12 protein-coding genes are annotated in these 17,060 nt (G+C 74.4%); 11 read left to right on the forward strand and 1 reads right to left on the reverse strand.

Annotation, left to right across the window (positions count from 1 at the left end; all coding sequences use genetic code 11):
• Positions 1 to 90: 90 nt before the first annotated feature.
• Complete coding sequence (gene gabT, locus ACF1ED_RS30235) at positions 91 to 1,425, reverse strand: 4-aminobutyrate--2-oxoglutarate transaminase (protein ID WP_391765789.1); 1,335 nt, start codon at positions 1,423 to 1,425, stop codon at positions 91 to 93.
• A 521-nt stretch (positions 1,426 to 1,946) separates the two neighbouring features.
• Here gabT and ACF1ED_RS30240 point away from each other — a divergent pair.
• From ACF1ED_RS30240 to ACF1ED_RS30290, 11 genes are all read left to right on the forward strand, one after another.
• Complete coding sequence (locus ACF1ED_RS30240) at positions 1,947 to 4,073, forward strand: ATP/GTP-binding protein (RefSeq protein WP_391765791.1); 2,127 nt, start codon at positions 1,947 to 1,949, stop codon at positions 4,071 to 4,073.
• 141 nt (positions 4,074 to 4,214) lie between these two features.
• A complete protein-coding gene (locus ACF1ED_RS30245; RefSeq protein ID WP_391765793.1) occupies positions 4,215 to 5,768 on the forward strand; it encodes a PucR family transcriptional regulator in 1,554 nt (517 codons plus the stop codon).
• A 142-nt stretch (positions 5,769 to 5,910) separates the two neighbouring features.
• On the forward strand, positions 5,911 to 6,900 hold the full coding sequence (locus ACF1ED_RS30250) for an EamA family transporter (protein WP_391765795.1): 990 nt from the start codon (positions 5,911 to 5,913) through the stop codon (positions 6,898 to 6,900).
• An 80-nt stretch (positions 6,901 to 6,980) separates the two neighbouring features.
• Complete coding sequence (locus ACF1ED_RS30255; protein ID WP_391765797.1) at positions 6,981 to 8,525, forward strand: PQQ-binding-like beta-propeller repeat protein; 1,545 nt, start codon at positions 6,981 to 6,983, stop codon at positions 8,523 to 8,525.
• A gap of 170 nt (positions 8,526 to 8,695) precedes the next feature.
• Positions 8,696 to 10,141, forward strand: coding sequence for an aldehyde dehydrogenase family protein (locus tag ACF1ED_RS30260; protein ID WP_391765799.1), 1,446 nt, complete (start codon positions 8,696 to 8,698; stop codon positions 10,139 to 10,141).
• Positions 10,142 to 10,360: 219 nt separating this feature from the next.
• Positions 10,361 to 11,617, forward strand: a complete 1,257-nt coding sequence (gene aroA, locus ACF1ED_RS30265) for a 3-phosphoshikimate 1-carboxyvinyltransferase (RefSeq protein WP_391765801.1) — start codon at positions 10,361 to 10,363, stop codon at positions 11,615 to 11,617.
• A 34-nt stretch (positions 11,618 to 11,651) separates the two neighbouring features.
• The gene (gene dxr, locus ACF1ED_RS30270; RefSeq protein WP_391765803.1) at positions 11,652 to 12,902 is read left to right on the forward strand and encodes a 1-deoxy-D-xylulose-5-phosphate reductoisomerase; all 1,251 of its coding nucleotides are present in this window, start codon (positions 11,652 to 11,654) and stop codon (positions 12,900 to 12,902) included.
• Complete coding sequence (locus ACF1ED_RS30275; RefSeq protein ID WP_391765805.1) at positions 12,899 to 14,206, forward strand: M50 family metallopeptidase; 1,308 nt, start codon at positions 12,899 to 12,901, stop codon at positions 14,204 to 14,206. The genes dxr and ACF1ED_RS30275 overlap by 4 nt, the downstream gene beginning before the upstream one ends.
• A gap of 104 nt (positions 14,207 to 14,310) precedes the next feature.
• A complete protein-coding gene (ispG, locus tag ACF1ED_RS30280) occupies positions 14,311 to 15,468 on the forward strand; it encodes a flavodoxin-dependent (E)-4-hydroxy-3-methylbut-2-enyl-diphosphate synthase (RefSeq protein WP_391765807.1) in 1,158 nt (385 codons plus the stop codon).
• Between the two features lie 150 nt (positions 15,469 to 15,618).
• Positions 15,619 to 16,464: a GNAT family N-acetyltransferase gene (locus ACF1ED_RS30285; RefSeq protein WP_391765809.1), complete on the forward strand. Its 846-nt coding sequence runs from the start codon at positions 15,619 to 15,621 to the stop codon at positions 16,462 to 16,464.
• Positions 16,465 to 16,492: 28 nt separating this feature from the next.
• Complete coding sequence (locus ACF1ED_RS30290; RefSeq protein WP_391765811.1) at positions 16,493 to 17,038, forward strand: GNAT family N-acetyltransferase; 546 nt, start codon at positions 16,493 to 16,495, stop codon at positions 17,036 to 17,038.
• The last annotated feature ends 22 nt before the right edge of the window (positions 17,039 to 17,060 follow it).

The following is a 17,060-nucleotide window of genomic DNA, read 5'->3' on the forward strand; positions in this document are numbered from 1 at the left end:
CGTACGGCACGGGAAGGGGGACCGACAGCGGGAAACGCCTCCCGCCATCGGCCCCCCACAGAGTCTTCACTCTTTGCGCCGAAGCGTCCGTCAGAGGGCGGCCAGCGCCGCCTCGATGACGTCCAGGCCCTCGTTCAGCAGGTCCTCGCCGATGACCAGCGGCGGGAGGAAGCGCAGCACGTTGCCGTAGGTGCCGCAGGTGAGGACGAGGACGCCCTCGTTGTGGCAGTACTTGGCGAGCGCGGCGGCGGCCTCGGCGGCCGGCTCCTTCGTCTCCGGGTCCTTCACCAGCTCGATGGCGATCATGGCGCCGCGGCCGCGGATGTCACCGATGACCGGGAACTTCTCCTGCATCGCGGTGAGGCGGCCCTTCATGACCTCCTCGATGCGCTTGGCCTTCCCGTTGAGGTCCAGCTCCTTCATCGTCTCGATGGCGCCGAGCGCACCGGCGCACGCCACCGGGTTGCCGCCGTAGGTGCCGCCCAGGCCGCCGCCGTGGACGGAGTCCATGATCTCGGCGCGGCCCGTCACGGCGGCGAGCGGCAGACCGCCCGCGATGCCCTTGGCGGTGGTGATGAGGTCCGGGACGATGCCCTCGTCCTCGCAGGCGAACCACTGGCCGGTGCGGCAGAAGCCGGCCTGGATCTCGTCGGCGACGAAGACGATGCCGTTGTCGTTGGCGAACTTCACGATCGCCGGCAGGAAGCCCTTGGCCGGCTCGATGAAGCCGCCCTCGCCGAGGACCGGCTCGATGACGATCGCGGCGACGTTGTCGGCGCCGATCTGCTTGACGATGTTGTCGATCGCCTGGGCGGCGGCCTCGGGGCCGGCGTTCTCCGCACCGGTGGGCCAGCGGTAGCCGTAGGCGACCGGCACGCGGTAGACCTCGGGCGCGAACGGGCCGAAGCCCTGCTTGTACGGCATGTTCTTCGCCGTCATGCCCATGGTCAGGTTCGTCCGGCCGTGGTAGCCGTGGTCGAAGACGACGACGGCCTGGCGCTTGGTGTACGAACGCGCGATCTTGACGGCGTTCTCGACGGCCTCGGCGCCCGAGTTGAACAGGGCCGACTTCTTGGCGTGGTCGCCCGGGGTCAGCTCGGCCAGCGCCTCGCAGACCTCCACGTAGCCCTCGTACGGCGTCACCATGAAACAGGTGTGGGTGAAGTCCTGCAGCTGCGCGGAGGCGCGGCGCACGACGGCCTCGGCGGAGGCGCCCACGGACGTCACGGCGATGCCGGACCCGAAGTCGATCAGCAGGTTGCCGTCGACGTCCTCGATGATCCCGCCGCCCGCGCGCTTCGTGAACACGGGCAGCGTGGAGCCCACGCCCCCGGCGACCGTCTCCAGCCGTCGAGCCTGAAGCTCCTGCGACTTCGGACCGGGAATGGCGGTGACGACGCGCCGCTCCTGCGGGACAGCGTTCATGCGGGGCTCCTGGGGTGTTCTGGACGCTCTTGCGGGTTTCCTCCGCAGGCTAGGCGCGGGGGAGGGCTCCAGGCATGCGCCGATAGGGAGTGTTGCCGGCGTGTCCTTGGACGGGATGGACAGGGCGCCGCCCCGCCCGTCCTCGCCCGCCGCACCCCCGGCCCCGTCCGCGAAACCCTCCCCGGACGCCCCGCGCCCACTAGATTGACGCTGGCACAGACGCGGCGACCTGGCTGGTCAGGGGGCAGGGGTTCATGGAGACCGACGGCACGTACGAGTCACGCGACACGAGGGGTGCGGCGGTCCCCCACCCGACGGCTCCGCCGATGCCGCCCCGCCCGCCCCACGGGCCGGCCGTCGTCCCCCCGCGGCCCGCGGGCGCCCCCGGGCCCCGCAGCGCCGTCGCCGACTGGCTGGACGCACCGCGCCCGGAGGCCGCCCCGGGCATCTGGCGCTTCCGGCACGTTCCGCCGGTTCAGGACCGCGCTCGACGGCTGGCACCCGTCACCATGGCAGGGGTCGTGATCCCCCTGCTCCTCGGGCTGATCCTGTGGTCGGTGTGGAACCAGGGGGGCATGCCGTATGTCTGGATGCCGCTCACCGCCCTCACCCCGGAGGACTGGTACTGGGCCGGCACGACGCTGCCCCGTGACTGGCACGGAAGAGCGGCGACCAGCATCTACTCCGGCGTGGTCCTGGCCGCGATCGTGTACGGGGTGGCCAAACTCGGCTCGTGGGGGATGCTGGCGCGTCACCTGCTGGAGCCGTACCGGCCGCCGCTCCGTGCCGCGATCACCGCCGGAGCCGCGCTGATCGCGCTCATGTTCGTCTGGCCCGAGGCCTTCCCACTGGTCAGCTGGGACCCCCTGCCCGTCGCCATGCCGGTGCTGTACCTCGTCGCCCTGATCGCCGACGACCTCTCCATCTTCACCTCGCCCCTGCTCACCTACACCCTGTACGCCGTGATCACCGCCGCCGTCGTCTGGCCCTTCGCCAGGCTCGGAGGCTGGCTCAACGCCGTCCGGACCTGGCTGCGGTCCCGCGGCGGTCACGCCGCGCCCCCGGAGCCCGGCGCCCCCGCCCCCCGCTCCACCTGGCCCGGACCGCGCGAGGCCGGGCAGTGGCAGGTCGCGGACCTGTTGTCGGCGGAGGTGCTGGCCGGGCGGATGAACGAGGTGGACGTGGCGCGGATCGGGCACCAGTGGGAGCGGAGCCGGGACGACGCGCGGCGGCTCTCCGGCTTCGTCGACACCGTGATGCGGCAGGGCGCCGCCGCCTGGGCGCACCCTTCCGGCGACCGGGACCTGCCGCGCCGGGCGGCCGCCCACGACCTGCTGCTCGGGCAGGTGCGGATCGGGCGGGCCGTGGCCGCCGAACGGAACCCGGCCGCCTACCGCGGCGCGGGCGTCGCGCTCGACCCGGCCGCGCTCGGCACCTCGATGCTGGTCGTCGGCCCCCCCGGCACCGGACCGGCCGGCGGCCTGACCGCCGCCGCCGCCGAGGCCCTCACCCTCCAGGCCCTCACCGGCGCCTGCGCCGTCGTCGCCGTGGGCGGCCCCGCCGCCCCGTACGGCCCGGACGCCGCGTACGACGTGGTGGTCCGGCTCGGCGACCCGGCTTCCCCCTACGACCTGGACCTCTACGGCGGGCTCACCGAACCGGACGAGGCCGCCGCCCTGCTCGCGGAGGGCCTCGCCGGAGACGTCGAGTCCCTCGACCCGCGCCGCGCCGTCACCGTCCTGGCCCAGCTCCTCGGCCCCTACCAGACCGTCCACGGCGCCTTCCCCCCGGTCCCGGTGCTGCGGGAGCTCCTGGAGGCGGGCCCCGGGCCGCTCGGCGACCTGCGCGACCGGCTGCCCGCCGAGGCCGCCGCCATGCGGCGCGAACTGGACGGCCGCATCCGGCAGGCGGGCGGGCCCGCCGACCCCGGACCCCTCCTCGCCGACCGGCTCGCGCTGCTCGACCGCCCCGCCTTCGCCGACTTCTTCGGCGCCGGCAGGGGAGCGGCCCGGCCCTTCTCGCTGAACACCGTCGCCCACCATCCCCTGCGGGTCCGCGTGGAACTGCCCGAGCACGGCCACGAGGAGGCGTCCCGGCTCCTCGCCCGGCTCGTCCTCGCCCAGTTCCTGGCCGCCGCCCGTTCCGGCGGCCGCCGGGCGCACTTCGCCGGCCTCGTCCTGGACGACGCCACCGGCGCGCTCACCGCCGGCACCGTCCGCGCCCTCCAGCGCCTCCGCGCCCACCAGGCAGGTGTCGTCCTCGGCCTGCGGACCCTCGGCGACGTGCCCGAACCGCTGCACGGCCCGCTGCTCGCCGCCGTCGGCTGCCGGGCCGCCCTCTCGGGCGTCACCACCTGGGACGGCCGGGGCTTCGCGGAGGCGTGGGGCACCGAGTGGGTGGAGACCGAGGAGGTCGCCCACCACACCGTCTTCGCCAACCAGCCGATGACCCGGGCGCTGCACGCCCTGCGCAAGCGCGTCACCGGCAAGGCGGTGACCACCGACGCCGTCACGCTGAAGAGGGTCGAGCGCGAGCGGTGGTCCGCCTCCGAGCTCGCGCACTCCGTGCCGCCCGGGCACGCCGTCGTGTCGCTGGCGACCGTCGACGGGGCGCACATGCCGCCGGTCCTCGTCGACCTGCGGGGCTGACGGGGCGGGGCGGCGTGCGGCCCCGCGCGCGGGGCCGGTGGCCCTGGCACAATCGGGGGCGCCGCCCTCCCCAGCGGCGTTTCCGTCGCCGGGCGCGGGGTTCGCGCGTCCGGCCCCCGCTCAAAGGTCCGCCGGTTTCCGATGCCGCCCACCCTCGCCTCGCTCGTCCAGCACTCCTCGCTCCGGCTCCTGGTCCGGGCGGGGGAGGACCGTCTCGACACGCCCGTCCGGTGGGCGCACGTCAGTGAGCTGGCCGATCCCGTGCCGTACATGGAGGGCGGGGAGCTGCTGCTGACCACCGCCCTCACCCTCGACGCCGAGGACCCGGAGGCGATGCGGCGGTACGTGCGGCGGCTGCTCGGGGCGGGGGTGGTGGGGCTCGGGTTCGCCGTGGGGGTGAACCACGACGAGATCCCCGGCGCGCTGCTCGACGCCGCCCGGGCCGAGCACCTGCCCCTGCTCGAAGTGCCGCGCCGCACCCCGTTCCTCGCGATCAGCAAGGCCGTCTCCGCCGCGATCGCCGCCGATCAGTACCGGGCCGTGACCGCCGGTTTCGAGGCGCAGCGCGAGCTGACCCGGGCCGCGCTCGCCGAGGGGCCGGACGCGGTCGTCGCCCGGCTCGCCGCGCACGTCGACGGCTGGGCCGCGCTCTACGACGCCTCGGGCGCCGTCGTCGCCGTCTCCCCGGAGTGGGCGGCCCGCCGCGCGGCCCGGCTCACCCCGGACGTCGAGCGGCTGCGCGAGCGCCCCGCGCCGGCCAGCGCCGTCGTCGGCGGCACCGACGACCGGGTCGAGCTCCAGTCGCTCGGCACGGGGCGCCGGGTCCGCGGCGCCCTCGCGGTCGGCACCGCCGCGCCCCTCGGCACCGCCGAGCGGTACGCCGTCCACTCCGCGATCGCCCTGCTCACCCTCACCACCGAGCGCTCCCGCTCCCTCCAGGCCGCCGAGCAGCGCCTCGGCGCCGCCGTGCTGCGGATGATGCTCGCCGGGCAGCCGGAGCACGCCCGTACCGTCGCGGGCGACGTGTACGGCGGCCTCCTCGACGCCCCCTTCCGGCTGCTCGTCGCGGAGCCGAGCGGCGGCGGCGAGGCGGCCGAACCCCCGCTGCCCGTGCTCGCCGAGGCCCTGGAGGCCGCCGCCGCCCGGGCGGGCGAGACGGTGCTCGCCGTTTCCGAGGGCGAGGAGCGGCTGGTCGTCCTCGCCGGCGACGGCGGCGCGGCGGCCGCCGCCTGCGCCGGGTACGCCGAGCGCGAGGCCGACGAGGCCGGCGTCGTCGTCGGGCTCTCCGCCGCCGCCGACCCGGTCACCGCGGCAGCCGCGTACAAGCAGGCCGAGCAGGCCCTCTCGGTGGCCCGCCGCCGGGGCCGGGCCCTCGTCGAGCACGAGGACCTGGCGGCGGGTTCCGTGCTGCCGCTCCTGGCCGACGAGGCGGTACGGGCCTTCGCCGACGGGATGCTGCGGGCGCTGCGCGAGCACGACGCCACCGGGCGCGGCGACCTGGTCGCCAGCCTGCGCGCGTGGCTCTCCCGGCACGGCCAGTGGGACGCCGCCGCGGCCGACCTGGGGGTGCACCGGCACACGCTGCGCTACCGGATGCGGCGCGTCGAGGAGATCCTCGGACGGTCGCTCGACGATCCGGACGTCCGCATGGAGCTGTGGCTGGCGCTGAAGACGACGGGGGAGGGCGAGCAGTAGGGCGGGGCGCGGGGGAGCGGGCGGCGGCCGCGCTCTCGGGGAGCCGTGGTCCTGCCGCCTCCGGGGCGGGCCGGGGTCTCCCCTGCCCGAAGGCGGGCAGAATTCCTGGCCGGAAGTGCGCGAAGTCCCTAATCTCCTGCTCATGACAAGCCCCGCCGCCGATCCCGTCCCCGCCCCCGCCCCCAAGAGCGCTTCCGGAACCGCTCCCGGAACCGGGCGCCTCCCCGCGCCCCCCGCCCCCGCCCGCCGCATCACCGGCGCCGTCTGGGCCGCCCTCGGCATCGTCTACGTCGTCTGGGGCTCCACCTACCTCGGCATCCGGATCGTCGTCGAGACCGTCCCGCCCTTCCTCGCCTCCGGCTCCCGCTTCATCGTCGCCGGACTGCTCCTCGCCGTGCTCGTGGCCTGGCGCCACGGCCCCGAGGCCCTCAAGGTGGACCGGCGCCGGCTCGGCTCCGCCGCCCTCGTCGGCCTGCTCCTCATCCTCGGCGGCAACGGCCTCGTCAACCTCGCCGAGACCACCGTGCCCTCGGGCCTCGCCGCCCTCCTCATCGCCATCGTCCCGGTCTGGGTCGTCCTGCTGCGCACCGCCGCCGGCGAGCGGCCCGGGCTCGGCGCGTACGGCGGCGTCCTGATCGGCCTCGGCGGGCTGGCCGTGCTCACCCTCCCCGGGCTCAGCGGTGACGTCGGCATCGGCGGGGTGCTGCTCGTCGTCCTCGCCGCCCTGCTCTGGTCGGCCGGGTCCGTCTCCTCCGCCCGGCTGCCGATGCCGGCCAACCCGTTCACCGCGAGCGTGTACGAGATGCTGGCCGGCGGCGTCGGCGGCATCGTCGTCGGCCTCCTCCGCGGCGAGCACCGCGGCTTCGACCCCGGCGCGGTCTCCACCGGCTCCTGGGTGGCCCTCGGCTATCTCGTCGTCTTCGGCTCGCTGATCGCCTTCACCGCCTACGCCTGGCTGCTCCAGTCCGCGCCGGTCTCGCTCGCCGCCACCTACGCGTACGTCAACCCGGTCGTGGCCGTGCTGCTCGGCACGCTGATCCTCGGCGAGGACCTGACCTGGCCGATCCTCCTCGGCGGCGGGATCGTCGTGGCGGCGGTCTGCCTCATCGTCTCCACCGAGCGGAGGGGGTGACGGCGAAGATCGTCCCGGCCCTACCCTGATCCCTCGGACCGATCGGTCGGCGTGGGCATGACGACAGGGGCGGGAGCGGAATGGCGACGGGCACGAGGACCGGGGGACCGGCGGGCAAGCCGGGGAAGCCGGGCAAGCCGGGGAAGCCGGGAAGCACGGGGGAGCCGGGAAGCACGGGGGAGCCGGGCACGCGGGGCAGGCCGACGAAGGGCGGCGCCACCGCCGCTAACGCCACCACCGGCGCCAACGCCACCACCACCCCCGCAACCCCGCCGCGGAGCTCCCGGCTCGTCCGGTACACCGTCGTCGGCGGCCTCCTCCTCGCCCTCCTCGCCGGCTGCGGCGGCATCACCGCGGGCGTCCTCGCGGGCGAGGGCTACCTCCCCGGCGACTCGATGCGCGAGGTCTGGAACACCCCGGCCGACGACACCGCCTCGGCGTCCGGCAACGGCGCCTGGTCCGCCGGTGACACCCTCGTCCGCAGCCGCTCCGACGCCGTCACCGGCTACGACGCCCGCACCGGCGGGCAGCGCTGGCGGTACGAGCCGTCCGGCGCCGCCGTGATCTGCTCCGTCAGCCGCACCGCCGCCGACGGCGTCGCCCTGATCGTCCAGGGCACGCCCGGCGACCCCGCCGGCGGCAGCGAGGGCGAGGGCAAGGGCTGCGCCGACGTCGTCGCCCTCGACCTCACGGCCGGCCGCGAGCTCTGGCGCGCCACCCGCACCGCCGCCGACGGCGAGATCCGCGCCGAGCGCGACGTCGTCGCCGTCGGCGGCGGCCTCGCCGTCCTGCGCGACGAGGACCACGACTGGCGGTACGCCTCGGCCCTCGGCGACCCCGGCAGGCTCGACCCGGACCGCGCGCTGCGCGCCCTCGACCTGAGGACCGGCGAGCCCCGGTGGACGGCGCGGATGCCCGGGGGCTGCGTGCCGTACGGCGTCGCCGCGGGCGACCGCCGGGTCTCGGCGCTCCTGGCCTGCGACCGCCGCGACGTCCGGCTCGCCGTCCTCGACCCCGCCGACGGGAGGGTGCGCGGCACCTCCCCGCTGGACCAGCGGCGGCTCGTCGACCCGCTCACCCACACGCCCGGATTCGTCTCCGCCGACCCGCTCGTGGTGAGCGCCGAAGGCCTCGACGACTCCGGCCACACGAGCCTCCTCTCCTTCGACGGGGACGCCCGCCCCCGGGGTCGCGTCGCGTCCGGCCCCGACAACGGCCGGATCACCTCCCCCGCCGAGGAGCCTGCCCTCACCCGCGTCGCCTACGGACGCCTCTACACCGTCGCCTCCGGCGCCGGCTACGACGACGTGATCACCGCCTTCGACCTGCGCAGCGGACAGCGGCTGTGGCGCGTGGAGGTGGCCGACCTGGACGACGTCATCGGGCTGCGGGTCGCGGGCGGCAAGGTGACCGCGCTGATCGACTTCTACGGGTCGACGGGGGAGGACGGACTCCTCGTCCTCGACGCCGACACCGGCGAGGAGCGCGACCGGCGCACCTTCCCCGATTCGGTCGGCGGGTCGTCCGGCGAGGTCAAGGGCGTCCTCGGGCACGGCGACCGGCTGGTCGTCGCCCGCTGGGGGGACGGGTACGACCCGCCCTTCACCGCGTACGAGGAGCGCTGACCCGGCAGCCCCTCCGTACCGGCTCTTGGGCCGAAGCGGACAGACCGCCACCCCCACCACTCCATCACGGACAAACGCCACCCGCCGGTCCCGGCCCTAACGTGTCTGGAGAGCAACCGCCCGCCCGGGGCAACCGCTCGCACCCGAAACGGAAAGGGCCGGGACGCGCAATGACGACCACCCACGCCTTCTGGGTCGCCGGCCGCGAGGCCACCGGCGACACCACCTTCGACGTCACGAACTCGTACGACGGACGTCTGGTCGGCAAGGTCGCCGTGCCCACCGAGGCCCAGGTCGAGGAGGCCGTCGCGGCCGCCCACGCGGTCGTCGACGAGTTCGCCGCCACCCCGGCGCACGTCCGCGCCGCCGCCCTCGACCACGTGTCGAAGCGGCTCGCCGAGCGCACCGAGGAGATCGCCCAGGTCATCTCCGCCGAGAACGGCAAGCCCATCAAGTGGGCCCGCGGCGAGGTCGGCCGCGCCGTCTCCGTCTTCCGTTTCGCCGCCGAGGAGGCCCGCCGCTGGAACGCCGGCGAGGCCCAGCGCCTGGACACCGAGGCCGGCGGCGCGGGCCGCCTCGCCCTCACCCGCCGCGTGCCCAAGGGCGTCGTCCTCGGCATCGCGCCCTTCAACTTCCCGCTGAACCTCAGCGCCCACAAGGTCGCCCCGGCCATCGCCGTCGGCGCCCCGATCATCCTCAAGCCGGCCCCGGCCACCCCGATCTCCTCCCTCATCCTGGGCGAGATCCTGGCCGAGACCGACCTGCCGGCCGGTTCCTGGTCGATCCTCACCGTGCCGAACGACCGGATGCCGGCCCTCGTCCAGGACGAGCGCCTCCCGGTCATCTCCTTCACCGGCTCGGACAAGGTCGGCTACGCCATCGCCGAGTCCGTGCCGCACAAGCACTGCACCCTGGAGCTCGGCGGCAACGCCGCCGCCGTCGTCCTCCCGGACTGGTCCTCCGAGGCCGACCTGGACTGGGCCGCGAGCCGCATCGCGACCTTCTCCAACTACCAGGGCGGCCAGTCCTGCATCTCCGTGCAGCGCGTGATCGCCGACGCCACCGTCTACGACCGCCTGCTGCCGAAGATCGTCGCGGCCGTCGAGGCCCAGGTCACCGGCGACCCGGCGGACGACGCCACCGACGTCGGCCCGCTCGTCGACGAGGCCGCCGCGAAGCGCGTCGAGTCCTGGGTGGACGAGGCCGTCGCGGCCGGCGCCAAGCTCCTCGCCGGCGGCAAGCGCGAGGGCGCCACCTACGCCCCGACCGTCCTCACCGAGCTCCCGGCCGGCGTCACCCTGGCCCGCTCCGAGGTCTTCGGCCCGGTCCTCACGGTCGCCAGGGTCGACGGCGAGGCCGAGGCCTTCGCCGCGGTCAACGACTCGGACTTCGGCCTCCAGGCCGGCGTCTTCACCCGCGACCTGCAGGCCGCCTTCCGCGCCCACCGCGCCCTGGAGGTCGGCGGCGTGATCGTCGGCGACGTCCCCTCCTACCGCGCCGACCAGATGCCGTACGGCGGCGCCAAGCGCTCCGGCGTCGGCCGCGAGGGCGTCGCCTACGCCATGGACGACTACACCTACGAGCGCGTCCTGGTCCTGACGGGCCTCGCCCTCTAAGGGGATCCGTCCCACGAGACCAGGCGGTCCGAGCCCACTGTGCGGGGGCTCGGGCCGCCTTTCGTACGCCCCCGGCCCCGCCCTCCGTGCGCCCCCGGCCCTTCCCGTACGCGCCCGTCGCCGTACGCCGCCGCCCGCCCCCACCCGGCCCCCCTGCCGCCCGTCCACGGACCGGAACGCCCCGGCACGGGCCGCGCCCGGACCGGCAGGATGGCCGGCGTGACCGTCATCGACATCCCCGGCTCCAAGTCCGTCACCGCCCGCGCGCTCTTCCTCGCCGCCGCGGCGGAGGGCACCACCACCCTGCTGCGCCCGCTCGTCTCCGACGACACCGAGGGCTTCGCCGAAGGGCTCCGGGCCCTCGGGTACACCGTCCGGCAGGAGCCCGGAGCCTGGCACGTCGAGGGCCGCCCCGCCGGACCGGGGAACGCCGAGGCCGACGTCTACTGCCGCGACGGCGCCACCACCGCCCGCTTCCTGCCCGCCCTCGCCGCCGCCGGCCACGGCACCTTCCGCTTCGACGCCTCCGCGCAGATGCGCCGCCGCCCCCTCGGCCCGCTGACCACCGCCCTGCGCGGACTCGGCGTGGACCTGCGGCACGGCGGGAAGGACGGCCACCACCCGCTCTCCGTGCACGCCGCCGGGGTCAGGGGCGGCGCGCTCACCCTCGACGCCGGCCAGTCCTCGCAGTACCTGACGGCGCTGCTGATGCTGGGCCCGCTCACGGCCGAGGGCCTGGACATCACGGTCACCGACCTGGTCTCGGAGCCGTACGTGGAGATCACCCTCGCGATGATGCGGTCCTTCGGCGCCGAGGTCACCCGCGAGGACGACGAGCGGGGCCGCACCTACCGGGTCGCCCCCACCGGCTACCGCGCCCGGACGTACGCGATCGAGCCCGACGCCTCCACGGCGAGCTACTTCTTCGCCGCCGCCGCCCTGCGGCCGGGCGGCTCCGTCACCGTCCCCGGCCTCGGCACCGGCGCCCTCCAGGGCGACCTCGCCTTCGTCGACGTGCTGCGCGCCATGGGCGCCGACGTCGAGGTCACGGCGGAGTCCACCACCGTCCGCTCCACCGGCACCCTGCGCGGACTCACCGTCGCCATGCGGGACATCTCCGACACCATGCCGACCCTCGCCGCGATCGCGCCCTTCGCCGACGGGCCGGTCCGCATCGAGGACGTCGCCAACACCCGGGTCAAGGAGTGCGACCGGCTCGACGCCTGCGCCGAGAACCTCCGCGCCCTCGGCGTCACCGTGGAGACCGGCCCCGACTGGATCGAGATCCACCCCGGCACCCCCGCGGGCCCCGTCGAGATCGCCACCCACCGCGACCACCGGATCGTCATGTCCTTCGCGGTCACCGCCCTGCGCACCCCCGGGATCACCTTCGACGACCCCGGCTGCGTGAAGAAGACCTTCCCGGACTTCCACCGCGTGTTCGGGGGATTCGGCGCGTTCACCCGGACCCCGTGAAGAGCGCGCGGCGTTTGGGGCAAGAATGGGGGGCATGAGCGACCGCCCCTCTCCTCTCGCCGACCCGCACATCGCCTTCGACCCCGCCGGAGGACGCCGGGACGTCGTCGTCCTCGGCTCGACGGGTTCGATCGGCACCCAGGCCATCGACCTGGTGCTGCGCCACCCCGACCGCTTCCGGGTCACCGCCCTGGCCGCCTCCGGCGGCCGGGTCGCGCTCCTCGCCGAGCAGGCGCACCGGCTGAAGGTCGCCCAGGTAGCCGTCGCCCGCGAGGAGACCGTGGCGGAGCTGCGTACGGCCCTGGGGGCCCTGTACGGCTCCGAGCCGCTGCCCGAGATCCTGGCCGGGCCCGACGCCGCGACCCAGCTCGCCGCCTCCCCGTGCCACACCGTGCTCAACGGCATCACCGGCTCCATCGGCCTCGCGCCGACCCTCGCCGCCCTGGAGGCCGGCCGCACCCTCGCCCTCGCCAACAAGGAGTCGCTGATCGTCGGCGGCCCGCTGGTGAAGGCCCTCGCGAAGCCCGGCCAGATCATCCCGGTCGACTCCGAGCACGCGGCCCTCTTCCAGGCGCTCGCCGCCGGCACCCGCGCCGACGTCCGCAAGCTGGTCGTGACCGCCTCCGGCGGCCCCTTCCGCGGCCGCACGCGCGCCGAGCTGGAGCACGTGACCCGCGAGGACGCGCTCGCGCACCCGACCTGGGCGATGGGCCCGGTCATCACGGTCAACAGCGCGACCCTGGTCAACAAGGGGCTGGAGGTCATCGAGGCGCACCTCCTCTACGACATCCCCTTCGACCGCATCGAGGTCGTCGTCCACCCCCAGTCGTACGTGCACTCCATGGTCGAGTTCACCGACGGTTCCACCCTCGCCCAGGCGACCCCGCCGGACATGCGCGGCCCCATCGCCATCGGCATCGGCTGGCCCGAGCGGATCCCGGACGCGGCCCCCGCCTTCGACTGGACCAAGGCCTCCACCTGGGAGTTCTTCCCCCTCGACGACGAGGCCTTCCCGTCGGTGAACCTGGCCCGGCACGTCGGCGAGCTGGGCGGCACCGCCCCCGCCGTCTTCAACGCCGCCAACGAGGAGTGCGTGGAGGCCTTCCTGGCCGGACGGCTCCCCTTCAACGGCATCATGGACACCGTCACGGCGGTCGTCACCGAACACGGACGGCCCACCGGGGGAACCTCCCTGACGGTGCCGGACGTCCTGGAAGCGGAGACCTGGGCCCGGGCCCGGGCCCGAGAGCTCGCAGCGAAGGCAACCGCGGAGGCGCGCGCATGACGGAAGTGCTCCTGACGATCCTCGGGGTCGTCCTGTTCGCGCTGGGACTCCTCGTCTCCATCGCGTGGCACGAGCTGGGCCACCTCTCCACGGCCAAGCTCTTCGGCATCCGGGTGCCGCAGTACATGGTCGGCTTCGGCCCCACCATCTGGTCCAAGAAGCGCGGCGACACCGAGTACGGCATCAAGGCCATCCCGGCCGGCGGCTACATCCGCATGATCGGCATGTTCCCGCCCGGCGCGGACGGCAAGATCGAGGCCCGCTCCACCTCGCCCTGGCGCACCATGATCGAGGACGCCCGCGAGGCCTCCTACGAGGAGCTCCAGCCCGGCGACGAGACCCGGCTCTTCTACACGCGCAAGCCGTGGAAGCGCGTGATCGTCATGTTCGCCGGACCGTTCATGAACCTGGTCCTCGCCCTCGGCCTCTTCTACGGCTCCCTGATGACCCTCGGCATCGAGGGCCAGACCACCCAGGTCGCCGGCGTCCAGAAGTGCGTCATCAAGCAGAGCGCCAACCGGGACACCTGCGCCACCGGCGACCCGGTCTCCCCGGCGTACAAGGCGGGCCTGAGGGACGGCGACCGGATCGTCGCCTTCAACGGCACCCCCGTCTCCGACTGGGACACCCTGTCGAACCACATCCGGGCCACCATCGGACCCGCCACGGTCACCGTCGAGCGGGACGGGCAGCGCCTCGACCTGCACCCGACGCTGGTCGCCAACGAGGTCCTGAAGAAGGACGAGGACGGGCAGGTCGCCCGCCCGCTCGCCTACGAGCCCGCCGGCTACCTCGGCTTCGCGTCGAAGACCGAGGTCGCGCCCCTCACCTTCGTCGAGACCACCGACCGCATGGGCGAGCTCATGCAGAACGGCCTCCAGTCCGTCGTCGCCCTCCCCGGCAAGATCCCCGGCCTGTGGGACGCCACCTTCGGCGACGGCGAACGGGCCGAGGACTCTCCGGTCGGCGTCGTCGGCGCCGCCCGCATCACCGGCGAACTCATGAACCTGGACCTCCCGCCGGAGCGGATCCTGGTCATGTTCATGAACCTGCTGGTGTACTTCAACGTCTCGCTGTTCCTGTTCAACATGCTCCCGCTGCTGCCGCTCGACGGCGGCCACATCGCGGGCGCCCTGTGGGAGTCCGTCCGCCGCCACACGGCCCGGCTCTTCAAGCGCCCCGACCCCGGCCCGTTCGACGTGGCCAAGCTGATGCCCGCCGCCTACGTGGTCGCCGGCGTCTTCGTCTGCTTCACCCTGCTCGTCCTCGCCGCCGACATCGTCAACCCGGTGAAGCTGACGTAGCTCCCGGGGGGGCCGGGCACCACCGTGTCCGGCCCCCCGCCCCCGGGGCGGTAACCTCGGAAGCCCGAGCCCGCCGACGCACGACCTTGAGGTTGCACAGACTCATGACCGCGATTTCTCTCGGTATCCCCACCGTCCCGACCCGGCTCGCCGAGCGCCGCAAGAGCCGGCAGATCCAGGTCGGCAGCGTGGCCGTCGGGGGTGACGCACCCGTCTCGGTGCAGTCGATGACGACGACCCGTACGTCCGACATCGGCGCCACCCTCCAGCAGATCGCCGAGCTGACCGCCTCCGGCTGCCAGATCGTCCGGGTGGCCTGCCCCACCCAGGACGACGCCGACGCGCTCGCCACGATCGCCCGCAAGTCGCAGATCCCGGTGATCGCCGACATCCACTTCCAGCCGAAGTACGTCTTCGCCGCGATCGACGCCGGCTGCGCCGCCGTCCGCGTCAACCCCGGCAACATCAAGCAGTTCGACGACAAGGTCAAGGAGATCGCCAAGGCGGCCGGCGACGCGCGCGTCCCGATCCGCATCGGCGTCAACGCCGGCTCGCTCGACGCCCGCCTGCTCAAGAAGTACGGCAAGGCCACCCCCGAGGCGCTCGTCGAGTCCGCCCTCTGGGAGGCGTCCCTCTTCGAGGAGCACGGCTTCCGCGACATCAAGATCTCGGTCAAGCACAACGACCCGGTCGTCATGGTCGAGGCCTACCGCCAGCTCGCCGCCCAGTGCGACTACCCGCTGCACCTCGGCGTCACCGAGGCCGGTCCCGCCTTCCAGGGCACCATCAAGTCGGCCGTCGCCTTCGGCGCCCTCCTCTCCCAGGGCATCGGCGACACCATCCGCGTCTCCCTCTCCGCCCCGCCGGCCGAGGAGATCAAGGTCGGCATCCAGATCCTGGAGTCGCTCAACCTCCGCCAGCGCCGCCTGGAGATCGTCTCCTGCCCGTCCTGCGGCCGCGCCCAGGTCGACGTCTACAAGCTCGCCGAGGAGGTCACCGCCGGCCTCGACGGCATGACCGTCCCGCTGCGCGTCGCCGTCATGGGCTGCGTCGTCAACGGCCCCGGCGAGGCCCGCGAGGCCGACCTCGGCGTCGCCTCCGGCAACGGCAAGGGCCAGATCTTCGTCAAGGGCGAGGTCATCAAGACCGTCCCCGAGTCGAAGATCGTCGAGACCCTCATCGAGGAAGCCCTCAAGATCGCCGAGCAGATGGAGAAGGACGGCATCGCCAGCGGCGAGCCGACCGTCGCCGTCGCCGGCTGACCGGGCGCCCCTCCCGCCCGACCGGCCCCTCGCCGTAAGGAACCCCGCCGCTCCCCGGGAGCGGCGGGGTTCCGCCTTCCCACCGGCCCCGCCGCGGATCCTGGGGGTACAGTGCCAGGACCAGCAGAACCCGCACGGTGAGGTTCCCTCGTGTTGACACAGACCACCACCCGGGTCCTCGAACCCGCCGACCTCGGAGCCGCCCTCGCCGTCCTGGAGAGCGCCCCCGTCGAGAACGCCTTCGTGACCGCCCGCGTCCGGATCGCCGGGCTCGACCCGTGGCGCCTGGGCGGCGAGATGTGGGGCTGGTACACCGAGGGCCGGCTCACCTCGCTCTGCTACTCCGGCGCCAACCTCGTGCCCATCTGCGCCACCCCCGGGGCCGTCCGCGCCTTCGCCGAGCGGGCCCGCAGGATCGGCCGCCGCTGCTCCTCGATCGTCGGCCCGGCCGGCCCCACCGGCGAGCTGTGGCGCCTCCTCGAACCCTCCTGGGGCCCCGCCCGCGACGTCCGCGCCCACCAGCCCCTCATGGTCGCCGAGGAGCCCTCCGCCACCGTCGCCCCCGACCCCCTCGTCCGCCGGGTCCGCAAGGACGAGATGGACGCGATCATGCCCGCCTGCGTCGCCATGTTCACCGAGGAGGTCGGCGTCTCCCCGATGGCGGGCGACGGCGGCCTGCTCTACCAGGCCCGCGTCGCCGAACTCGTCGCCGCCGGCCGCTCCTTCGCCCGCATCGACGACGGCAAGGTGGTCTTCAAGGCCGAGATCGGCGCCGCCACCCGCCAGGCCTGCCAGATCCAGGGCGTCTGGGTCGCCCCCGAGCACCGCGGCAAGGGCCTCTCCGAGACCGGCATGGCCGCCGTCCTCCAGTACGCCCTCGCCGACGTCGCCCCCGTCGTCAGCCTGTACGTGAACGACTACAACACCCCCGCCCGCGCCGCGTACCACCGCGTCGGCTTCCGCGAGACCGGCGCCTTCATGAGCGTCCTGTTCTGAACCGGCGGGCACTTGTAGGGTGCGCCGCATGGACGACGCACAGGCCGTGATCGGACCCGTCAACCTCGCCGCCCGGGTGGACGAGGCGCTCGCCGTGCAGGCGGTCGCCTTCGGCCTCGACGCCGAGGAGGTCGCCGTACGCCGCCACATCGTGCTGCGCCACCTGATGAACCCCGGCGCCCGCGCCTACGGCGCCACCACCCCCGACGGGCGGCTCGTCGGCTTCGTGTACGGGATGCCCAACGACCGCGGCCACTGGTGGTCCACCGTGGTGGAGCCGTACCTCCGGGCCACCGGCACCGCCGACTGGCTCGACGCCTCCTTCGTCATCACCGAGCTCCACGTCCACCCCGACTTCCAGGGCCTCGGCCTCGGCCGCGGACTGATCACCACCATCACCGACACCGCCGACGAGAAGCGCTCCATCCTCTCCGCCATCGACACCGAGTCCCCGGCCCGCGGCCTCTACCGCTCGCTCGGCTACACCGACCTCGCCCGCCAGGTCCACTTCCCGAGCGCCGCCCGCCCCTACGCCGTCATGGGCGCCCCGCTGCCCCTCCCGCGCCGGAACTGATTTCTCGCGGGCGGGGCCGCCC

Origin of the sequence: Streptomyces sp. NPDC014656, assembly GCF_043084305.1 — a bacterium.
GTDB lineage: Bacteria > Actinomycetota > Actinomycetes > Streptomycetales > Streptomycetaceae > Streptomyces.